General features: G+C 67.5%; 17 protein-coding genes. 9 read left to right on the top strand and 8 right to left on the bottom strand.

Going from position 1 to position 18,811, the window contains the following annotated elements; genetic code table 11:
• Window positions 1-4 precede the first annotated feature (4 nt).
• The gene (locus HMPREF3113_RS06940) at window positions 5-598 is read left to right on the top strand and encodes an NAD(P)H-dependent oxidoreductase (protein WP_070471570.1); all 594 of its coding nucleotides are present in this window, start codon (window positions 5-7) and stop codon (window positions 596-598) included.
• Window positions 599-797: 199 nt separating this feature from the next.
• Complete coding sequence (locus HMPREF3113_RS06945) at window positions 798-2,960, top strand: glycoside hydrolase (RefSeq protein WP_070471571.1); 2,163 nt, start codon at window positions 798-800, stop codon at window positions 2,958-2,960.
• 89 nt (window positions 2,961-3,049) lie between these two features.
• On the opposite strand, the gene HMPREF3113_RS06950 is transcribed toward HMPREF3113_RS06945, so the two are convergent.
• Window positions 3,050-4,495: an amidohydrolase family protein gene (locus HMPREF3113_RS06950; protein WP_070471572.1), complete on the bottom strand. Its 1,446-nt coding sequence runs from the start codon at window positions 4,493-4,495 to the stop codon at window positions 3,050-3,052.
• 111 nt (window positions 4,496-4,606) lie between these two features.
• Window positions 4,607-5,212: a glutathione S-transferase family protein gene (locus tag HMPREF3113_RS06955; RefSeq protein WP_070471613.1), complete on the bottom strand. Its 606-nt coding sequence runs from the start codon at window positions 5,210-5,212 to the stop codon at window positions 4,607-4,609.
• Between the two features lie 114 nt (window positions 5,213-5,326).
• On the opposite strand from HMPREF3113_RS06955, the gene HMPREF3113_RS06960 reads away from it, so the two are divergent.
• Together HMPREF3113_RS06960 and HMPREF3113_RS06965 are read left to right on the top strand one after the other, a co-directional pair.
• Complete coding sequence (locus tag HMPREF3113_RS06960) at window positions 5,327-6,322, top strand: helix-turn-helix transcriptional regulator (protein WP_070471573.1); 996 nt, start codon at window positions 5,327-5,329, stop codon at window positions 6,320-6,322.
• A 51-nt stretch (window positions 6,323-6,373) separates the two neighbouring features.
• Window positions 6,374-7,276: a LysR substrate-binding domain-containing protein gene (locus tag HMPREF3113_RS06965; protein WP_070471574.1), complete on the top strand. Its 903-nt coding sequence runs from the start codon at window positions 6,374-6,376 to the stop codon at window positions 7,274-7,276.
• Between the two features lie 75 nt (window positions 7,277-7,351).
• Here HMPREF3113_RS06965 and HMPREF3113_RS06970 read toward each other — a convergent pair whose 3' ends face one another.
• The 6 genes from HMPREF3113_RS06970 to HMPREF3113_RS06995 form a co-directional block, all read right to left on the bottom strand.
• Window positions 7,352-7,624, bottom strand: coding sequence for a hypothetical protein (locus HMPREF3113_RS06970; protein ID WP_019184750.1), 273 nt, complete (start codon window positions 7,622-7,624; stop codon window positions 7,352-7,354).
• A gap of 95 nt (window positions 7,625-7,719) precedes the next feature.
• The gene (gene crcB / locus HMPREF3113_RS06975) at window positions 7,720-8,118 is read right to left on the bottom strand and encodes a fluoride efflux transporter CrcB (RefSeq protein WP_070471575.1); all 399 of its coding nucleotides are present in this window, start codon (window positions 8,116-8,118) and stop codon (window positions 7,720-7,722) included.
• The gene (locus HMPREF3113_RS06980) at window positions 8,118-9,419 is read right to left on the bottom strand and encodes a replication-associated recombination protein A (RefSeq protein ID WP_254665253.1); all 1,302 of its coding nucleotides are present in this window, start codon (window positions 9,417-9,419) and stop codon (window positions 8,118-8,120) included. Before HMPREF3113_RS06980 ends, crcB begins: the two co-directional genes overlap by 1 nt.
• A 121-nt stretch (window positions 9,420-9,540) precedes the next feature.
• Window positions 9,541-10,179 (bottom strand): outer membrane lipoprotein periplasmic chaperone LolA, encoded by a 639-nt coding sequence (lolA, locus tag HMPREF3113_RS06985; protein ID WP_070471577.1) that lies wholly within the window; start codon window positions 10,177-10,179, stop codon window positions 9,541-9,543.
• A 106-nt stretch (window positions 10,180-10,285) separates the two neighbouring features.
• Window positions 10,286-12,268 (bottom strand): DUF3857 domain-containing transglutaminase family protein, encoded by a 1,983-nt coding sequence (locus tag HMPREF3113_RS06990; protein ID WP_070471578.1) that lies wholly within the window; start codon window positions 12,266-12,268, stop codon window positions 10,286-10,288.
• 80 nt (window positions 12,269-12,348) lie between these two features.
• Window positions 12,349-14,706, bottom strand: coding sequence for a DNA translocase FtsK (locus HMPREF3113_RS06995; protein WP_046272445.1), 2,358 nt, complete (start codon window positions 14,704-14,706; stop codon window positions 12,349-12,351).
• A gap of 256 nt (window positions 14,707-14,962) precedes the next feature.
• Here HMPREF3113_RS06995 and trxB point away from each other — a divergent pair, with 256 nt between their 5' ends.
• The 5 genes from trxB to HMPREF3113_RS07020 all read left to right on the top strand — a co-directional run bounded on the left by trxB (window position 14,963) and on the right by HMPREF3113_RS07020 (window position 18,796).
• Complete coding sequence (gene trxB, locus HMPREF3113_RS07000; RefSeq protein WP_070471579.1) at window positions 14,963-15,925, top strand: thioredoxin-disulfide reductase; 963 nt, start codon at window positions 14,963-14,965, stop codon at window positions 15,923-15,925.
• A gap of 114 nt (window positions 15,926-16,039) precedes the next feature.
• Window positions 16,040-17,167 (top strand): GNAT family N-acetyltransferase, encoded by a 1,128-nt coding sequence (locus HMPREF3113_RS07005; protein WP_070471580.1) that lies wholly within the window; start codon window positions 16,040-16,042, stop codon window positions 17,165-17,167.
• Complete coding sequence (gene aat / locus HMPREF3113_RS07010; protein ID WP_070471581.1) at window positions 17,164-17,913, top strand: leucyl/phenylalanyl-tRNA--protein transferase; 750 nt, start codon at window positions 17,164-17,166, stop codon at window positions 17,911-17,913. The genes HMPREF3113_RS07005 and aat overlap by 4 nt, the downstream gene beginning before the upstream one ends.
• 86 nt (window positions 17,914-17,999) lie before the next feature.
• Window positions 18,000-18,218, top strand: coding sequence for a translation initiation factor IF-1 (gene infA / locus HMPREF3113_RS07015; RefSeq protein WP_005409596.1), 219 nt, complete (start codon window positions 18,000-18,002; stop codon window positions 18,216-18,218).
• Between the two features lie 215 nt (window positions 18,219-18,433).
• Window positions 18,434-18,796, top strand: a complete 363-nt coding sequence (locus HMPREF3113_RS07020; protein ID WP_070471582.1) for a hypothetical protein — start codon at window positions 18,434-18,436, stop codon at window positions 18,794-18,796.
• Window positions 18,797-18,811: the final 15 nt, after the last annotated feature.

Raw genomic sequence — 18,811 nt, forward strand, 5'->3', positions numbered from 1 at the left:
GCCCATGCACACCCTGATCGTCACCTCTCACCCCCATCCCGACGCCCTGACCCAGGCCGTCGCCCGCCGCATCGCGGACGGCCTATCCACCGCCCCCGGCGCGACCGTGGAACTGGCCGACCTCCATGCCGAGGGCTTCGACCCCCGCTACACCCGGCACGACCTGAAAGGCCACCACCGCCTGAGCGCGTTCCCGGCCGATGTACTGGCCGAACAGGCCCGCCTGGACCGCGCCGACGCACTCGTGCTGGTGTTTCCCGTTTACTGGTGGAGCATGCCGGCGCTGATGAAGGGCTGGATCGACCGCGTCTTCACGGGCGGCTGGGCCTATGACGACAGCAGCGGCCAGGGCGTGCTCAAGAAACTGGGGCACCTGTCCGTCCATCTGGTCGGCCTGGGGGGCGCCGATGCGCGCACCTGGCACAAGCGCGGCTACTCCGAGGCTATGAAGACCCAGATCGACACCGGCATCTTCCATTACTGCGGCGCGCCGGTGCTCTCGTCCACCCTGCTGCTGGAGACCGACACGGGTGATGCTCAGGCCCACCTGCACAGTGCGTTCGCGCTGGGCGAGCGGATCGCAACGGCAGCGCGGTGAGCGGTGAGCGGTAGCGGAGAAGGCAGCACGCCGTGCGACGAGGCTGAAGCACCGACACGAGCATGACGCGCCGCACGCTTCATGAATCGTGACAGCACCCCGCGCATCAACTGTGACGCGCGGCAGGCGCCGGCGACCGCCGCCGCTTTACTCTCCGGCGACCGCCTCGCCCCGCACGCCACCTTCGCCCGGACCCTGCATGAAGTACTTCCTTGTTCTGTTGCTGTTGCTGCCCGCAACGCAAAGCCACGCCCTGACCTTGACCAACCCGGCGTGGCGCGTCGAGATCGATCCTGCAACGCTGGCGGTGACCGCCACCCAGGCCGACGGCACCACCACCCGCATTTCTTCGGCGGGCGACGCCGGCACGGTATCGGCGCTGAAGCAGACCGCCGCTACCGGTCGATGGCGATGGGGCGATGCAACGCAGGTACGGGCCGAGCTGGTCGGCGATACGCTGCAGATGCACTTCAACCGGACCACCGAGGGCAGCGTGCACTGGCCGCGACTGCCCGCCGGTCCGCACGCCCTGTTGCTGCCGCTGCACGAGGGCTACTACCTTCCCGCCGATGACACCGTCTGGCGGGATGAACTGCTTGATGCCTACGGCGAGATCAACACCACCGAAGACCTTACCCTGCCCGTGATCGGCCTGGCGTGGCCGGACCGCGTGCTGTCGATCCTGTTCGCGACACCCTTCAACAACACCGTTCACTTCAGCGCCGATGGGCCAGGCGTCGCGGTCGCCGCCGAGCACCACTTCAATGCGCTCAACGTGTCTGAGCCGTATACCGTCATCGTCAGCCTGGATGCGCCGGATTGGCTGGCGCCGGCCAAACGTTACCGGGCGTGGCTGCAGGCGCAGGGCGGCTTCGTGCCGCTGAAGGACAAACTCGCCGCGTTGCCGGACGGTGAGAAGCTGATCGGTGCCAGCCACCTGTATCTGTGGGGTGACCGCCTGCTGGTGGAACAGGACGTACGCGACTGGGCGACGCTGAAGGCGCTGCTGCCACGCGCGTGGATCCAGAAGGATGACGAGGCGTTGGAGGCGTTGGCCGCCGCACACAGCGGCCCCTATGTGCAACAGGTGTTGGTGGCCGCGATCAATGCCGCGCTGGCGGCACAGTTTCCCGGTGACACCGCCCAGGCCATGCAGCAGCGCCGGCACCAGCTGGATGCCACCCTGGGCACGGCGCTGCAGCCCGAGGCGTTGCGGGGCGACAGTGCGTCGCCGCAGATGATCTGCGCCCTGCAGGCCGCGGGCCTGCCGCGCCTGTGGCTGGGACTGCCTGACTGGACGGCGGGCTGGGCGAGCCCGGGCGGCGTGGAAGCAGGCGTACAGGCCGGCTACCTGGTGGCGCCGTACGATTCCTATGACACCGCCCTGCCCGACGGCAACGACAATCCGTCCTGGCTGTCGGCCCAGCTCGGGCAGGACGCGTTCGAGCGCTGCGGAATCATGACACCCGATGGCCAGCGGATCAAAGGGTTCCAGGGCAGCGGGGTGTATACCAACGCAGCCTGTATCCGGCCATTGATGGAACGTCGGGTGCGGGACCTGCGCGCCACCACGCCCTACAACAGCTGGTTCCTGGATGTCGCAGCGACCGGCATGCTGTTCGATGACAGCGACCCGGCCAAGCCCACCCCGCAGGCGCAGGATGCGGCCAACCGCAACGCGGCCCTCGCCTGGCTGGCCGATACCCAGGCACTGGTGGTCGGCTCGGAAGTCGGCTCGGCCGTGGTCAACCGGCATATCGTCTTCGCGCACGGCGCGCAGACCGCCGGGTTTGGCTGGCGCGATCCGCAGATGCGCCGCGAGCGCGACTCGCCGTACTACCTCGGGGCGTGGGCGCCGGAGCACCAGCCTGCCTTCTTCTTCAAACAGAGCCGGCTCAAGCCCCGCTACCAGCAGCTCTATTTCAACCCGGCCCGTCGCCTGCCCTTGCTGCAGGCGGCCTTCCACGACAGCGTGGTCAGCACCCATCACTGGACCCTGGACAGCCTCAAGTTCCGCGAGAGCCGCAGCACCACCGAGCTGCTGCAGCAGCTGTACAACGTACCACCCCTGCTCAACCTCAGCGTGGCGACCGCCCCGTCACGGATCGCCTACCTGCGCCAGCTGGACGCGTTCTTCCGTCCCGTGCATGAGCACTTGTTCGACCAGGCATTGACCGACTTCCGCTGGCGCGATGCCGCCGGGCAGGTGCAGCAGACCACATTTGCCGATGGCAGCGTGATCGTGGCGAATTTCTCCGATCAACCACGACAGGTGGATAGCCGTCCGCTTCCGGCGCGCAGCGCGACCGCCCGCCTGGCAGACGGCCGTACGCTGGAGTTCATTTCGCCGGCGGGGCCGTAGGCCGGCACGCCACCCGACCTGTGCGCCCGCGGACCTGCCCCCCCCCCGGACGTGTGCGCGCCCACCGCTCCGGTGAGCGCGCCAAGGCGTCACTCCTTCGCCGCTTCCGCCTTCCACGCAGCGACCTTGGCCCTGGTCTGCGTCAACAGCGCATCCAGCGCCGTGCGGTCATAGCCCTGGCCGCGCAGCACGACGTACTGGATGCCGCGCGTGGCCTCGATATCCTCCAGTGGATTGCGCTCCAGCAACACCAGGTCGGCCGCCTTGCCGGGCGCGACCGCACCGTAACGATCCAGGGTGCCGAACCAGGCCGGGCCCGCGCGCGTGGCCGCGGACAGGGCCTGCGCCGGGGTCAGCCCTTCCTTGACGAACAGCGACAGCTCGTCATGCAGGCCGATACCGGGATAGTTGAACGAGTTGAGGAAGCCCGCATCGGTACCGGCCATGATCGTCACGCCGGCCTGCTGCAGCATCGGCAGCACCGCGGCGACCTGGTGGTACTCCTGGTGCCGCGCGTCGATCTGCGCCGGGGTCGCCTTTGCCGCGCGCTCGACGCGCCAGGCGTAGGTGGCCTGCAGCTTCGGGCCGATGTAGGCCAGGTAGGGATCGTTGCGATGGTCGTCCTGGTCCAGGAAGTCCAGAATGCGCCCGCCATTGAGGGTCGGCGTCACGAACACGCCTTTGGCCGCGAAACCACGATAGGCGGCCATGGCGGTGTCACGGTCAAAGCCCGCATCCAAGCGCGCGTTGGCCTGCGCGCGATCGATGCGCTTGGCGCCGAAGTCCGCGGCGATCGCGGCTTCATCGTTGACGCCCGCCTTGTAGGCGTAGTCCAGGTGTTCGATCGAGCTGATGCCCGCATCGACCGCCTGCTGCACGGTCAATGCCATCGGAATATGCCCGGATGCACGCAGACCGTTGGCGCGTGCACCGCGCACGGCCGCCAGGAACAATTCCGGGGTCAGGGTGCTGTCGGTGATCTTGACGAAGTCGACGCGGTCGCGCTTCAAGCGCACGAACGCCGCATCCAGGTCCGCCTGCGAGCCGACTTCGATGGTGCCCTTCCAGACCGGCTTGATGCCTTCGATCTTGGCACCCGAGGTGAACAACTGCGGGCCGGCCAACCGGCCGCTGGCGATCTCGCCGCGCCACTGCAGCACCTGGTCGGGCAGATCGCCGGAGGCGTCGCGGATGGTCGTGATGCCATGGGCGATGTACAGCGGCAGCAGCGCCTTGTTCTCCTCAATGAGCTCCGGGCCGCCCCCGAAATGCACGTGCATGTCCCACAGGCCCGGGATCAGATAGCGCCCCTTGCCGTTGACCTCCTCGCGGGCCTTCCACGCCTTGCGCATCGCACGATCACTGCCCATCGCCACGATGTCCTGGCCGCGTACCACGACGGTCTGGTCCGGCACGGTGGAGGCATGCTCCACATCGACCACGGTCGCATGCCGGATCATCAGGTCGGCCTGCTCGGCCGCGAATGCGGAAGGGGCCAGTGCAAGCAGCACCGGAAGGGCAAGACGCAGGGACATGGGCAATGCACCGGAAAATGGAGAACCGGGCCACCTTACGGTCGGGCCCGGTCCATTCACCAGTTAAATTTTGGAATGCGCGTCATGTGCATTCCAGATGAGCATGCTGTTTCACATCTCGCCCTGCATCACCGGCCGTGCCTGCAGCTGTCCCAGCCACGCCGCCACGGCCGGGTGCGCGTCCACGGCAGCGCCCACGAAGGTCCCGTAGCCGACCACCTTGCCCACCACGAGATCTGCCAGCGAGTAGGCCTCACCCAACATCCATGGCTGCTGCGACAGGCGCGCCTCCAGCACGTCCAGTAGTTCATTGGCCGCGCGGATGCCAGCTGCGGCATGGTCGGCATGGCGCAGCGCATCGTCCGTGGTGGCCAGCCACACACGCCCGATCACCGCGCCATAGGTGACATATGCCCACGTGCACCACGACATCGCCTCCAGCCGCGCCGGTGTACCGTCCTGCGGCCAGAGCCCCTTGGCCACGCCGTGGTGCTCGCCCAGCCACAGGTGGATCGCCAGGGCTTCGAACATCGGCGTGCCATCCACCACCAGGCACGGCACCTTGCCGTTGGGATTGATGGCCAGGTAGTCGGCCGTGCGCTGCTCGCCGGCGCGGATGTCGATCCTGACCCGCTCATGAGGGACGGCCAGTTCGGCCAGGGCGCAGGCGATCGGGGTGGCGCTGGACATCGGGTGCCAATAGAAGACGAGGGACATCTGGAACTCCTTGAGGGTGGTCAGGGGTGCGACCAAAGCGGTCCTGCACCGTGGCCCCAAGGCTAGCCACCCTTGCGGACAGAACCCGCCCGCAATGGCTGCTACGCTTTCCTGATGCTGACCGCCTCCGCCCGCCTGCTGAGCCTGCTGTCCCTGCTGCAATCGCGCCCGCATTGGGGCGGCGGCATGCTGGCCGAGCGCATGGGCATCCATCCACGCACGCTCCGCCGCGACATCGACCGGCTGCGCCAGCTGGGCTATCCCATCCACGCCAGCACCGGTGTCGCCGGCGGCTACGCCTTCCGCCCGGGCCGGGCCCTGCCACCGCTGCTGCTGGACGACGATGAAGCGCTGGCGGCGGCAATCGCGCTGCGCACGGCGGTGGCCGGCACCATCAGCGGGATCGAGCAGACCGCGATCACCGCGCTGGTCAAGATTGAACAGGCGATGCCACCGCGCCTACGGCCCCGGCTGGAGGCACTGCGCTCAGCGATCCTGCCCACCGATCAGATCGGACCGTTGGTCGATGCCGGTCGGCTGACCGCCCTGGCCGCAGCCTGCCGCGACCAACTGCAACTGGCCTTCGAGTACATCGACCGCACAGGTCAGCCAAGTTCTCGCCAGGTGGAGCCGCAAGGCGTGGTGCACACCGATCGGCGCTGGTATCTGGTTGCCTGGGACCCCGCACGCGACGACTGGCGCACCTTCCGCATCGACCGGATCACCAGTACGCCCGTGGTGGGCGCGCATTTCGCGCCCCGCGCCGGGCCCGGCGACGGCGACCTGCGCCAGTGGGTGGCCCGCTCGCTCTCGCTCGGGCAGTACCCGGATGAGGCGCGGATCATCCTGCACGCACCCCTGGCTGCCCTGCGCCAGCGCATCCCTGCGTCGGCCGGGGTGCTCGAGGGTGTGGATGACCAGCGCTGCCTGCTGCGCTGTGGCGCCAACCCGATGGGCTCGGTGATCTATTGGCTGCTGGCCATGGACCTGGAGTTCGAGGTGCTGGGGCCACCCGCACTGATCGACCGGCTACGTGCGGCTGGCGAGCGGGTGGCGCGCAGCCTGACCCCCGGCACCGCCGACGCCGTGCCGACGCCCGCGGACGTGTAGCCACCGGGTATGGCCATAGCGGCCGTGGTCATTGCGCTTCACAATGGCGCCATGACTGCCAGTGAAAAACCGAATCGCACGCTGTTCGACCTGGACCTGTTGCGCGCCATGGTGATGGTGGCCGATTGCGCCAGCTTCACCACGGCGGCCGCCCGCCTGCATTCCACCCAATCCACCATCAGCCAGAAGATCCGCCGGCTTGAGGAAATGGCCGGCCATCCGCTGCTGGTGCGCGGCAACCGTGATGTGCATCCCACCGATGCCGGCGAGATCGTCCTGGGTCATGCGCGCCAACTGCTGGCGCTCAACGATCAGCTGCTGGAGGCCCTGGCCGGCACCACGGTGGCCGTCACCGTGCGGCTGGGCGTACCGGAGGACTTTGTCAGCGCCGCGACCACCCAGCTGCTTGGCGCCTTCAACCGCGAACATCCCCAGGTGAAGCTGGAGGTCACCAGCGGCCTCAGCCGCGACCTGGCCCACGGCTACGATCATGGCGAACTCGACCTGATCCTGGTCAAGCAGCGTCGCAACAGCCGTGCCGCGGTGGCCTGCTGGCCCGAGACCATGGTCTGGATCGACAGTGCCCGCAATGGCTGCATCGGCCTGGATCCGGTGCCCCTGGTCACCTTTCCGCCGCGCGGACTCTACCGCGATGACATCATCGACGCGATCGAAGCGCTCGGGCGCCGCTGGCGGATCAGCTTCACCAGTTCCAGTCTGAGCGGGATCCAGGGCGCGGTGGCCGATGGCATGGGCATCAGCCTGCTGCCGGCGCGTGCCCTGAGCCGCGAGCACACCGTGCTGGGCGCCGAACAAGGCCTGCCACCGATCGATACGTTCGAGATCGCCCTGCTCCATCGCGCCACTGCCGACCCGCTGGTCAAGATGCTGGCGATGCGCCTTGGCGAACTCCTCAACCACGAGCGCGCCAGCAAGAACGTCACGTCGGCCTGAGCATGCAATCGATCCGGATCGCGCACCAGTCGATCGACCACGACGTCACGCTGTATCACGCGTGGCAGGCTGTCCTTACTTGAGCTGCAGCGGGTAGCGCTGCCAGAGCACGTGCACCAGGAACCCGGTCAGTTCCGGGTCCTTGCTGGTGATCGAGGCGCGGATCTTGTCCAGCAGCACCATGTCGCTGCAGTTGCGCACATCGGCGTGGCCAGCCTGGCCGGCGCGGCGGGCCCGGTAGCGGGCGGCGCGCTGTGCATCGGTCATCGCGTAGCCGAAGGTGGGCGGACGGCCGCGCTTGCGCGGCAGCGTCAGTTCCAGTGTTCCGGGGTCTTGTTCATCGCGCATGACGGACGAGGATGCAAACGGGGGCGCGCAAGATATCGTGAGACATCACTTTAATCCAGCGTTTTCCGTGGATTTCTGCATTTGCGACGCAAGCGTCAGCGCCACGCCTCTGCGACACGCGCGCCCGCCCACACCAGCAGCATCCCGCCAATGAGGCTCACGCCCAGATACAGCGGCACCATCACGCTGCGATCGGTGCGGGTGAACACCAGCGATTCGAGCATCATCGAGGAGAACGTGGTCAATCCGCCCACGATCCCGACGATCAGGAACGCGCGCCAGTACAGCGCCGCCGTGCCACGACTCTGCAGCCAGATCATCACGTAACCGGCGACGAACGCACCGGCCAGGTTCACCGTCAGCGTGCCCCACGGAAAGCCATTGCCGAACTGGCGCAGCATCGCATCGCCCACCATGAAGCGCAGCGCAGCGCCCAGTGCGCCGCCGGCCATCACCAGGCCCAACTGCTGCCACCAGACGCCGATGCCGTCCATCAGTCGCGACCCTTCTCCGCACGGGCCTGTTCGCGCGCGGCACGCAGGCGGTCCAGCTTTTCCTTCAGCTTGATCTCCAGCCCGCGCGGCACCGGCTCGTAATACACGCGCTCGCCCATCGCATCGGGGAAGCCGGTCTGGTCCAGCGCGATCCCGCCGTCGGCATCATGGTCGTACTGGTAGGTCTTGCCGTAACCCAGCTCTTTCATCAGCTTGGTCGGCGCATTGCGCAGGTGCAACGGCACCTCCTGGGTGCCGGTCTCGCGCACTTCCTGCTTGGCCTTGTTGAACGCGGCATACCCGGCGTTCGATTTGGCGGTGCTGGCCAGGTACAGGACCAGCTGCGCGAAGGCGAGCTCGCCCTCCGGACTGCCCAGGCGCTCATAGATATCCCACGCCTCCAGCGCCATCGACTGCGCCCGCGGATCGGCCAGGCCGATATCCTCGATGGCCATGCGGGTCAGCCGCCGGGCCAGGTAGGACGGATCACAGCCACCGTCGAGCATCCGGGTCAGCCAGTACAGCGCGGCATCCGGGTTGGAGCTGCGCACGGACTTGTGCAGTGCCGAAATCTGGTCGTAGAACTGCTCGCCGCCCTTGTCGAAGCGACGGGTGCGGTCGGCCAGCACCTGCACCAGCATCTCCGGGCTGATCTCCCCGCCATCGCCGCTGGCCAGTTCGGCCGCGATCTCCAGCAGGGTCAGCCCGCGCCGCACATCGCCATCAGCGGCGGTCGCGATCTCCAGCAGCGCCTCGGGCGCCACCTGCAGATGCTCGGCGCCCAGGCCGCGCCCGGTGTCCTGCAGCGCCCGCTCCAGCGCCTCGACGATGTCGCTTGGCGAGACCGACTCCAGCACGTGTACGCGGCAGCGCGAGAGCAGCGCCGAGTTCAGTTCGAAGGACGGATTTTCGGTGGTGGCGCCCACGAACACGATCGTGCCGCGCTCGATGTGCGGCAGGAACGCATCCTGCTGGGCCTTGTTGAAGCGGTGCACCTCGTCCACGAACAGCACCGTGCGGCGCCCCTCGACGAAGCGCTGCGCGGCCTCGGCCAGCACCTGGCGCACCTCGGGCAGGCCGGACAGCACGGCGGAGATCGCGCGGAACTCGGCATCGGCGTAATGCGCCAGCAGCAGCGACAGCGTGGTCTTGCCGCAGCCTGGCGGGCCCCACAGGATCATCGAGTGCACATGGCCGGACTCGACCGCCCGGCGCAGCGCGCTGCCCGGGGCGAGCAGGCGCTTCTGGCCCACCATCTCGTCCAGCGTCTGCGGGCGCATCCGCTCGGCGAGCGGACGCATGTTGTCCCGATCCACGGTCAGCAGATCGGGCCCATTGAAAGTCGTTCGGTTTCTGGCCACGTGTCTAGTGTATCGCGGCAGATTGCAGCGGGCATGCCGGCCAGCGGCCGGCACTACACCGTCATTCGCCGATGACGTCCACACCCTTGGCCGGGGTGAAGCTGAAGGTGCCCGAGGCGAAGCTCGGGTTGCGCTTCCAGCCAGTGAAGCTGATCACCGTGCGCTGGCCAACCGCATCCACGACTTCCATGCGGGCCAGGCCCTGGCCATTGAAGCCCAGTGCGGCGTACTGGAAGGCGGTATCGGTATCACGCTTCGGGCTCAGCGCCAGCCACTGCAGGCCATCACGCACGGCCGCCTCTTCGCTGACGTCGTACTGCTTGTCCAGCAGCGCCGGATTGATCAGGGCGGTCAGCGGGCTGTTCTGCTCTTCCTGGCCCTGCGGGCGCACGCTGGCCTGCTCCAGGTCCGGCTCATACACCCAGACCTTCTTGCCATCGGCCACGATCAACTGTTCGTGCGGCTTGATGTACTCCCAGCGGAACAGGCGCGGCGCGGACAACGCAACGCGGCCGCTGGTGGTTTCCTTGACCTTGCCCTTGCTGTCGAACACCTGCTGGCTGAACTGCCCGTCCAGGCCCTTCAGACCCTGGGTGAAACGGTTGAGCTCATCACGGGCGCCCGCCCAGGCCGACGCCGAACCGACACTGGCGACAACCAGGGTGGCAGCAAGCAGGGAGCGGCGGAAAGTGGTGTGCATGCGGGTATCCAGGCGAATGGGAAGGATGGGAGGCAGTGTGCCCATTCAATCCTGAATGGGCGATCAGGGACGCATTATGCGCTGGAAGCGGGTGTGCCGAGCGTACTCATGGCCCGGCCTGCACCGTCTTCAGATCGCCGTACACCACCTGCCCGCGGAAGCCGCGCCGGACCTGCTGGTACAGCTCGCGGAACGCCGCGTAGTCCTGCGGCTGGCAGAGCGCGTCCGCCCCGCGCACGGCGCGTTGATGCAGCCGGTGGCGCGCGCTGACCACCTGCCCTTCGCGCGTCCACTCCACCGTGTACTGCCCACCCGCATTGTCGAACTGCTGGCTGCGCGGAATCGCCACGATCGGCACGCTGGCCGGGAAGGTGAGCCGATAGCGCTCCTCGCGCAGACTGTCGTTGCAGTAGAACGGCGTAGCGTTGTCCGGCGCCGAGGTGCTGGCGTACAGGTCACGGAACGACTCACCGCCCGGCGCATCGGGCAGCACCATGCCGCCGAGAACCGCGAAATCGACGTAGTCGCTGGCCTGGAAGTCGTAGCGGAAGTTGAACGGACGGGTCAGGTCCTGCGGATCCCCGAGCAGGGTGAGCGCGCCACTGCCATCGAAACCGGAGGCGGCCATGATCGATTCTTCCGCCCGCGCCCGGTTCTGTGCGTTGAGCCGTGCGAAGGCGGCCCGCATGCCGATCTCGGCCACGCCGCTGGGCTGCTGCAGGGTCTGGCCGACCAGGTTGCCAGCCGCGTCGAAGCGGAAATCAGCCTCCAGCCCGGTGCCGTTGCGGCTGGCATCGTTGGCGGGGGTGCGCGCCACCACGGCCTGGCGGGTGTGCAGCACCGGTGCGCCGAGATCGGCGTCGGGCAGTTGGCCGAAGCGCGCGTAGGAGGTCGTCGAGTCCAGATACAGGTCGAACTCGGGGAGATAGGTGATCGCGTGGTTGAAGCGGCCCAGCAGCGGAATGGTCGGCAGGGTCGGCCCGCCACCGGCGCCGATCAGCACCGGGGTGCTCTGGATGCCCCGTGCAGCCAGCAGCGCCTCCAGGATCACTACATGGTCTTTGCAGTCGCCGTAGTGATTGTCGAGGATGCTCTGCGCCGGGTTCGGCTCCAGCCCACCGTTGCCCAGGTAGACCGCCACGTAGCGGATGTTCTGGGCGACCCAGCGGTACAGCACGGCGGCCTGCTCGCGCCGGTCGGTGATGCCGCGGGTGAGCTGGTCCGCCAACGCCTGGATCTGCGGGGTGACCGCGGCCGCCTCGCCACCCTTGAGCTGATAGGCCTGTGCCACCTGCGACCAGTCACGATACGTGCTGGCCATGATGCCCGGGCTGTATTCCCAGGCGGCGGCGGACCAGTTCTGCGCCTTGAGCGGCTCACTGCGGCGGTACGTCCACTCCCACTGCGCCTGGCCATTGCGGATCCGGGGCTTCTCACTGCCACGCACGCCCCGCTGCTCCACCTGCATCGGCAGGCTGGCCGGGGCGGTGAGGGTCACGCGCGCATCGTCATACGGCGTGAACACGCTGAAGGTTTCCCACAGGCCGAAGTAGCCCGGGAAATACGGCGTGTTCTGGGTGCGCCGGGTCTGGTAGACCACGCGGGTACCGGGCGCCAGATTCGGGAAGACCACCACGCGCACCTTGCGGTCGGCGTACATCGCCGCGGCCGCGCTGGAATAGCTTTCCTGGGTATAGATGCGGTCGGCCGGCACGTCGCGGCGCTGGCCGTCCGCCGTCAACGTGTAGGCCTGCAGCACCTCCAGCGTCTCCATCTTCTCGCTGTAGCTCAGCCGCACCTGGCTGAACTGCTCGACCGCCGATTTGGTCTTGAGCAGGATGTCGTACTCTTCGGTCTGCGTATTGCCCGCATCGGGGCGCACCACGTAGTCGGCACGATAGCGTACGAAACTGAAGTTGTTGCTGGCCTGCGCTTCAGTGCCCGCCCCCTGCCCACCCGGCGCGACCGGTGCGACCGGTTCGGCAGCCGAGGGCGCAGCTTGGGCTTGGGCTTGGGCTTGGGCCTGGGCCTGCGCCACCACTGGCGCGACCAGCAGCGCACCTACCATCATCCAGCGCATCGGCTTCATTGCAGGTTCCTTGTGCGAAGCGGCCGGCGAGGACGTCGCCGGCCGGGTGCCGATCAATGACGGCCGGGCAGTACCCGGCCTTACTTGGGCGGTGGCGGCGCCAGCACGCTGCGGTCGCCATTGTGCTCGGGCGGGCTGACCACGCCAGCCGCCTCCATCGCTTCAATCAGGCGCGCAGCACGGTTGTAGCCGATCTTCAGGCGACGCTGCACACCGGAGATCGACGCACGACGGGTTTCGGTGACGATGCGCAGCGCTTCGTCGTACAGCGGGTCGGATTCGTCGCCTCCTCCACCGCCTGCCTCGGGCAGGCCGCCCGGGCCGACCACGACGCCATCGCCCATCATCTGCACCTCGTCCAGCACGCCGGTGATGTAGTCGGTCGGGCCGCTGGCCTTGAGGTGTTCGACCACCCGGTGCACTTCCTCATCGGAGACGAACGCACCATGCACGCGGTCCGGCAACGCGGTACCCGGCGGCAGATACAGCATGTCGCCGTGGCCCAGCAGCGTTTCCGCGCCGGACTGGTCGAGGATGGTGCGTGAATCGATCTTCGAACTGACCTGGAAGCCGATGCGGGTCGGGATGTTGGCCTTGATCAGGCCGGTGATCACATCCACCGAGGGGCGCTGCGTGGCCAGGATCAGGTGGATGCCGGCCGCACGCGCCTTCTGCGCCAACCGCGCGATCAGCTCTTCGACCTTCTTGCCGACGATCATCATCATGTCGGCGAATTCGTCGATGAAGATGACGATGAACGGCAGCGTCTCCAGCGGACGCGGGGCCTCGCCGAGTTCCGGATTGGGCTTGAACAGCGGGTCCATCATCGGCTGCCCGGCATCCTGGGCATCCTTGACCTTCTTGTTGAAGCCGGCCAGGTTGCGCACGCCTACCGCGCTCATCAGCTTGTAGCGGCGTTCCATCTCGGCCACGCACCAGCGCAGGCCGTTGGCGGCCTCCTTCATGTCGGTGACCACCGGCGCCAGCAGATGCGGGATGCCCTGGTAGACGCTCAGCTCGAGCATCTTCGGGTCGATCATCAGCATCCGCAGGTCTTTCGGCGAGGCCTTGTACAGCAGGCTCAACACCATCGCGTTGACCGCCACGGACTTGCCCGAGCCGGTGGTGCCGGCCACCAGCAGATGGGGCATGCGCGCCAGATCGGCCACGGTCGGGCGGCCGGCGATGTCCTTGCCCAGCGCCAGGGTCAGTACGCTGGCGGACTTGTCGTATTCCTTGGAGCGCAGCAGCTCGGAGAGATAGATCATCTCGCGGGTGACGTTGGGGATCTCCAGACCCACCACCGACTTGCCCGGAATCACATCGACCACGCGCACGGATTTGACTGACAGCCCGCGCGCGATGTCCTTGTCCAGCGAACTGATCTGGCTGACCTTGATGCCCGGGGCCGGCTCGATTTCGAAGCGGGTGATGACCGGGCCGGGATAGGCACCCACCACCTGCGCATCGATACGGAAGTCCTTGAGCTTGAACTCGATCTGGCGCGACAGCGTTTCCAGCGTGCCCTCGTCGTAGCCCTTGGGCTGCGGCTTGGGATCGTCCAGCAGTGCCAGCGGCGGCACATCCGAACCATCGCCATTGACCCCGCGGAACATGGGAATCTGGGTCTCGCGCTTGGCGCGGTCGCTCTTCTCCAGCACCGGCTCCGGGCGCGGCTCGATCTTGACCGGCTCGCGCTTGGCGCGGACCTCGGCGTCGACCTTGCGCACTTCCTGGCGCTCCTCGCGCATCGCGCGGGTCTGCTGCCACTCGGTGGCCTGCTCCTTCTTCTTGTTGAACAGCGGCGGCAGCGCCAGCACCCAGTTGCCGATTTTCTCCATCACCACGAACCAGGAGATGCCCGTGGCCAGGGTGATCGAGGCCAGCAGCAGGACCAGTACGAACAGGTTGGCGCCCAATGCGCCGAAACCGACGCTGAGCGAACTGCCCACCAGCTTGCCGAGGATGCCGCCGGCGTGGGCCACATCGGCGACGAACAGGCGCAGGTGCAGGAAGCCGGTACCGGCGATCAGGAAACCGACCAGACCGACCAGGCGCAGGGCCGGGTCCAGGTCATGCTCGCCCTTGGCCTCGCGCTTGAGGCCGAACATCGCGATCCACGCCAGTGCGCCCAGCACGATCGGCAGTACGAAGGCCATGTAGCCGAACAGCTGCAGCAGCACGTCGGCGATCCAGGCACCGGCGCGGCCGCCCATGTTGTGGACCGGCGCGACCACGCTGCCGGTATGCGACCAGCCCGGGTCGGTGGCCGAATACGTGAACAGACTGGCGACCAGATACAGCAGCGCCGGGGCGACCGCGATCAAGCCCAGGTCGCGCCACAGGCGCTGCCGGCGCGGGTTGTCCACGCTGGCCGGTTTGCGCGGCGCTGCCTTGCTGTCGGACGCCTTGGATCGTTCCGGGACCTGTTTCGCCACCTTAGACCACACCTTGGGAATGCACTGTTAGTGCTTGATAATAAACGACTGGACCCCACCCCGGTAGGTGCCGGCCGCTGGCCGGCACGGTCAGCGTCAAAACCCCGGCGCCGGAATGGGCGTCGTGCTGCGCGGGTCGCCGCGTTCCACTGCGCGCCTTGAATCGCCCCGCCCCTGCCGCCACTCTATGACTTCGCTCGGATGCCGCGCAATCACTGCGCCGGCACTCCCGCCCTACCTTCTATTGCGAGCTTACATGAGCAACTCCAAGCACTCCCGCCTGTTGATCCTTGGTTCCGGCCCGGCCGGCTGGACCGCCGCCGTCTACGCCGCGCGCGCCAACCTCAAGCCCGTCGTGATCACCGGCCTGCAGCAGGGCGGCCAGCTGATGACCACCACCGAGGTGGACAACTGGCCCGGGGATGCGCACGGCCTGATGGGCCCGGACCTGATGAGCCGCATGCAGGCGCATGCCGAGCGCTTCGAAACCGAGGTCATCTTCGACCACATCCACACCGCCGATGTTTCCCAGCGCCCGTTCAAGCTGATCGGTGACAGCGCCGAGTACACCTGCGACGCCCTGATCATCGCCACCGGCGCGACCGCCAAGTACCTGGGCATCCCCAGCGAAGAGGCCTTCAAGGGCCGCGGCGTGTCCGCCTGCGCCACCTGCGATGGCTTCTTCTACCGTGACCAGGACGTGGTCGTGGTCGGCGGCGGCAACACCGCCGTGGAAGAGGCCCTGTACCTGTCCAACATCGCCCGCAAGGTCTACCTGGTCCACCGCCGCGACACCCTCAAGGCGGAAAAGATCATGCAGGACAAGCTGTTCGCCAAGGTCGCCGCCGGCAAGATCGAGACCGTGTGGCACCACCAGGTGGACGAAGTGCTGGGCAACGACGCCGGCGTGACCGGTGTGCGCGTCAAGTCCACGCTGGACGGCAGCACCCGTGACATCGAGGCCCATGGCTTCTTCGTGGCGATCGGCCACCACCCCAACACCAGCCTGTTCGATGGCCAGCTGACCATGAACAACGGCTACCTGGACATCCGCTCGGGCCTGGGCGGCAACGCCACCCAGACCTCGGTGGAAGGCGTGTTCGCCGCCGGCGACGTGGCCGACCAGCACTACCGTCAGGCGATCACCTCGGCCGGCTTCGGCTGCATGGCCGCACTGGATGCCGAGCGCTATCTGGATGCGAAGGGTCAGGCGAGCTGATCTGACGCCCGAATCGCGCAGCACACGAAGGCCGGTGAATCATTCACCGGCCTTTTTACTGGCCGGTACGTTCCGCCCGCCCTGCGCCCGTCCCACCTGCTCTATCCTCTGCCCATGCCCGATCCACGTTTCCTGCATCGCCTGTCCGATGTCCCCGCCGCCGCCTGGGACGCCCTGCACGACGGCCGCAACCCGTTCCTGTCGCACGCCTTCCTCGCCGGCCTTGAAGAACACGGTTGCCTGCGCCCCGAATGGGGCTGGCGGCCGCGCCACTTCACCCTGTGGGACGGGGACACCCTGGTCGCGGCGATCCCGGGTTATCTCAAGGACAACTCGCACGGCGAGTTCGTGTTCGATCACGCCTGGGCGCACGCGTACGCCCAGCACGGGCTGGACTACTTCCCCAAGTGGCTGGGCGCGGTGCCGTATTCGCCCGTGACCGGCCCGCGTCTACTTGCCGGCACAACGGAGGATCGCGGCGCGCTGCTGGCATCGCTGGCGGGCGAAGTGGCACGCCTGGGCTGGTCCTCGGCCCACATCAACTTCCACCCCGCCGAGGAAGACCCCGCCTTCAGCCCGGACTGGCTGCTGCGCGAGGACATCCAGTTCCAGTGGCACAACCCCGGTGGCTGGCAGACCTTCGACGACTTCCTCGGCGCGATGGACCACAAGCACCGCAAGAACATCCGCCAGGAACGCACCAAGCTCGCGCGCAGCGGCGTCACGTATCGCATCGTGCATGGCGATGAGGCGACCGAGGCCGATCTGCGCGCCATGCACGGCTTCTACCTGCAGACCTTCGCCGAGTACGGCAACTCGCCTGCGCTGACGCTGCCCTTCCTGCAGCATCTCGCCCGCACGATGCCGCGCGCGCTGGTGATCTTCCTGGCCGTGCTCGATGGCGAGCCGGTCGCCGGTGCGCTGTGCCTGCGTGGCGCGGACACGCTCTATGGGCGCTACTGGGGCGGCGCCACCCTGCCCGGCCTGCATTTCGAGACCTGCTACTACCAGGGCATCGCCTACTGCCTGCGCGAAGGACTGGCCCGCTTCGAGCCCGGCGCCCAAGGTGAGCACAAGCTGGCGCGCGGCTTCCTGCCGCACCGGGTGCGCAGCCGGCACTGGATCGCCGAGCCCGCCTTTGCCGAGGCACTGGTTGCGTGGTGCGCACAGGAGCGCGCCGAGGTCGCCCACTACGCACGTGTACTGGCGTCGCACAGTCCGTTCAAGGCCGACCTGGCATGACCCGCCGGCTGCCCTGGCGCCTGGACGATGCGCCGGACGCTCCCTTCCCGCCCGCCGAGACCGCGCTGCGCGATCCGGATGGCCTGCTGGCGCTCGGCGGCGACCTCTCGCCGGTGCGGCTGCTCAACGCCTATGCCGGCGGCATCTTTCCGTGGTTCTCCGAAGGCCAGCCGCTGCTGTGGTGGTCGCCGGACCCGCGCATGGTGTTTCGTACCGACGGCGTGCACCTGTCCAGCCGCTTTCGCCGCTCGCTCCGGCAGAGCGCCTGGACGCTACGGGCCGACACCTGTTTCGAGCAGGTGATCGATGCCTGCGCGGCCAGCCCGCGCCCGGGCCAGGACGGCACCTGGATCACGCGCGACATGCGCGACGCCTACGTCGACCTGCACCGTCTCGGCTTCGCGCACTCGGTGGAGGTGTTCGATGGCGATGCCCTGGTCGGCGGCATCTACGGGGTGGCGATCGGGCGGATGTTCTTTGGGGAGAGCATGTTCAGTGCGGTCTCGGGCGGCTCCAAGGTCGCCCTGGCCGGGTTGGCCCATCGGCTGGCCAGCTGGGGGTGGCCGCTGATCGATGCGCAGGTCGAAAATGACCATCTCCTGCGCATGGGCGCTGAGCACTGGCCCCGGCAGCGTTTTCTCGCACTGGTCCGTGAACAGGTCCAACAGCCAGCCGCCGCAGGCGATTGGGTGGATTTGTTCGGCACACTGACCGCCGCCGAAATCGCTGATCCGGACCGGCCTTAACCAAAACTTTGCATCAATCGCCCGACGCGCGTAAAATGCCCGCTCTTCAGGCCAGCTCGGCCGGTTACAGAACTGCACAGGACTACATGTCGAAAGACGACTCCATCGAGTTCGAAGGCACCGTCAGCGAGACGCTGCCGAACACCACTTTCCGCGTACGACTGGAAAATGGGCATGAAATCATCGCCCACATCTCCGGCCGCATGCGCAAGAACTACATCCGCATCCTGACGGGCGACCGCGTCAAGGTCGAAATGACCCCGTACGACCTGACCAAGGGTCGCATCACCTACCGCATGAAATAAGCGGTCCGGGGGTTGTTCCCGCCAGAAGGCCAGCCAGGTGCTGGCCTTTTCGCGTGGGCGGCATTCTGCCGGCAGCGGCCTTACCCTGCCAAGCGACACCCTGACCCAGTGCACCCTGACGTCGGTCAGGATGCCTTGATGCAGATTCGCCCTGGCACGCAACGGTCCACGCTGGCGGTCGATCCAATCCGGATCATGACCCGATGGCCCCCGCCATGAAGTACCTGTCTCCCCTGCTCCTGATCACCTGTCTGGCCGCCGCGTCGGCCCAGGCCGCCGAACCCACAGCCCCCGGCGACTGCATCACGCTCTCTGCGGATCAACAGCTGGTACGCAACGGGGCTGACCGCGACGTGCTGCTGCGCAATGGCGACCAGCATTACCTGGTGCGTTTCGAACGCTCCTGCAGCAGCGCCGCGATGTCGCCGAAGCTCGCCTTTGTCACGCCCGGCCGGGAGGGCCAACTCTGCGGCGCAGGGGCCAGCAAGCTGCGCACCAATGGACAGAGCTGCGCGATCAGTGCCGTTGATCCGATCACCGCCGAGGAATTCACACGCAAGGCGCGCGCGCGCCAGTGATCGGCCAAGCACCCA

The organism is Stenotrophomonas sp. HMSC10F06 (assembly GCF_001807865.1).
GTDB classification, from domain to species: Bacteria; Pseudomonadota; Gammaproteobacteria; order Xanthomonadales; family Xanthomonadaceae; genus Stenotrophomonas; species Stenotrophomonas bentonitica_A.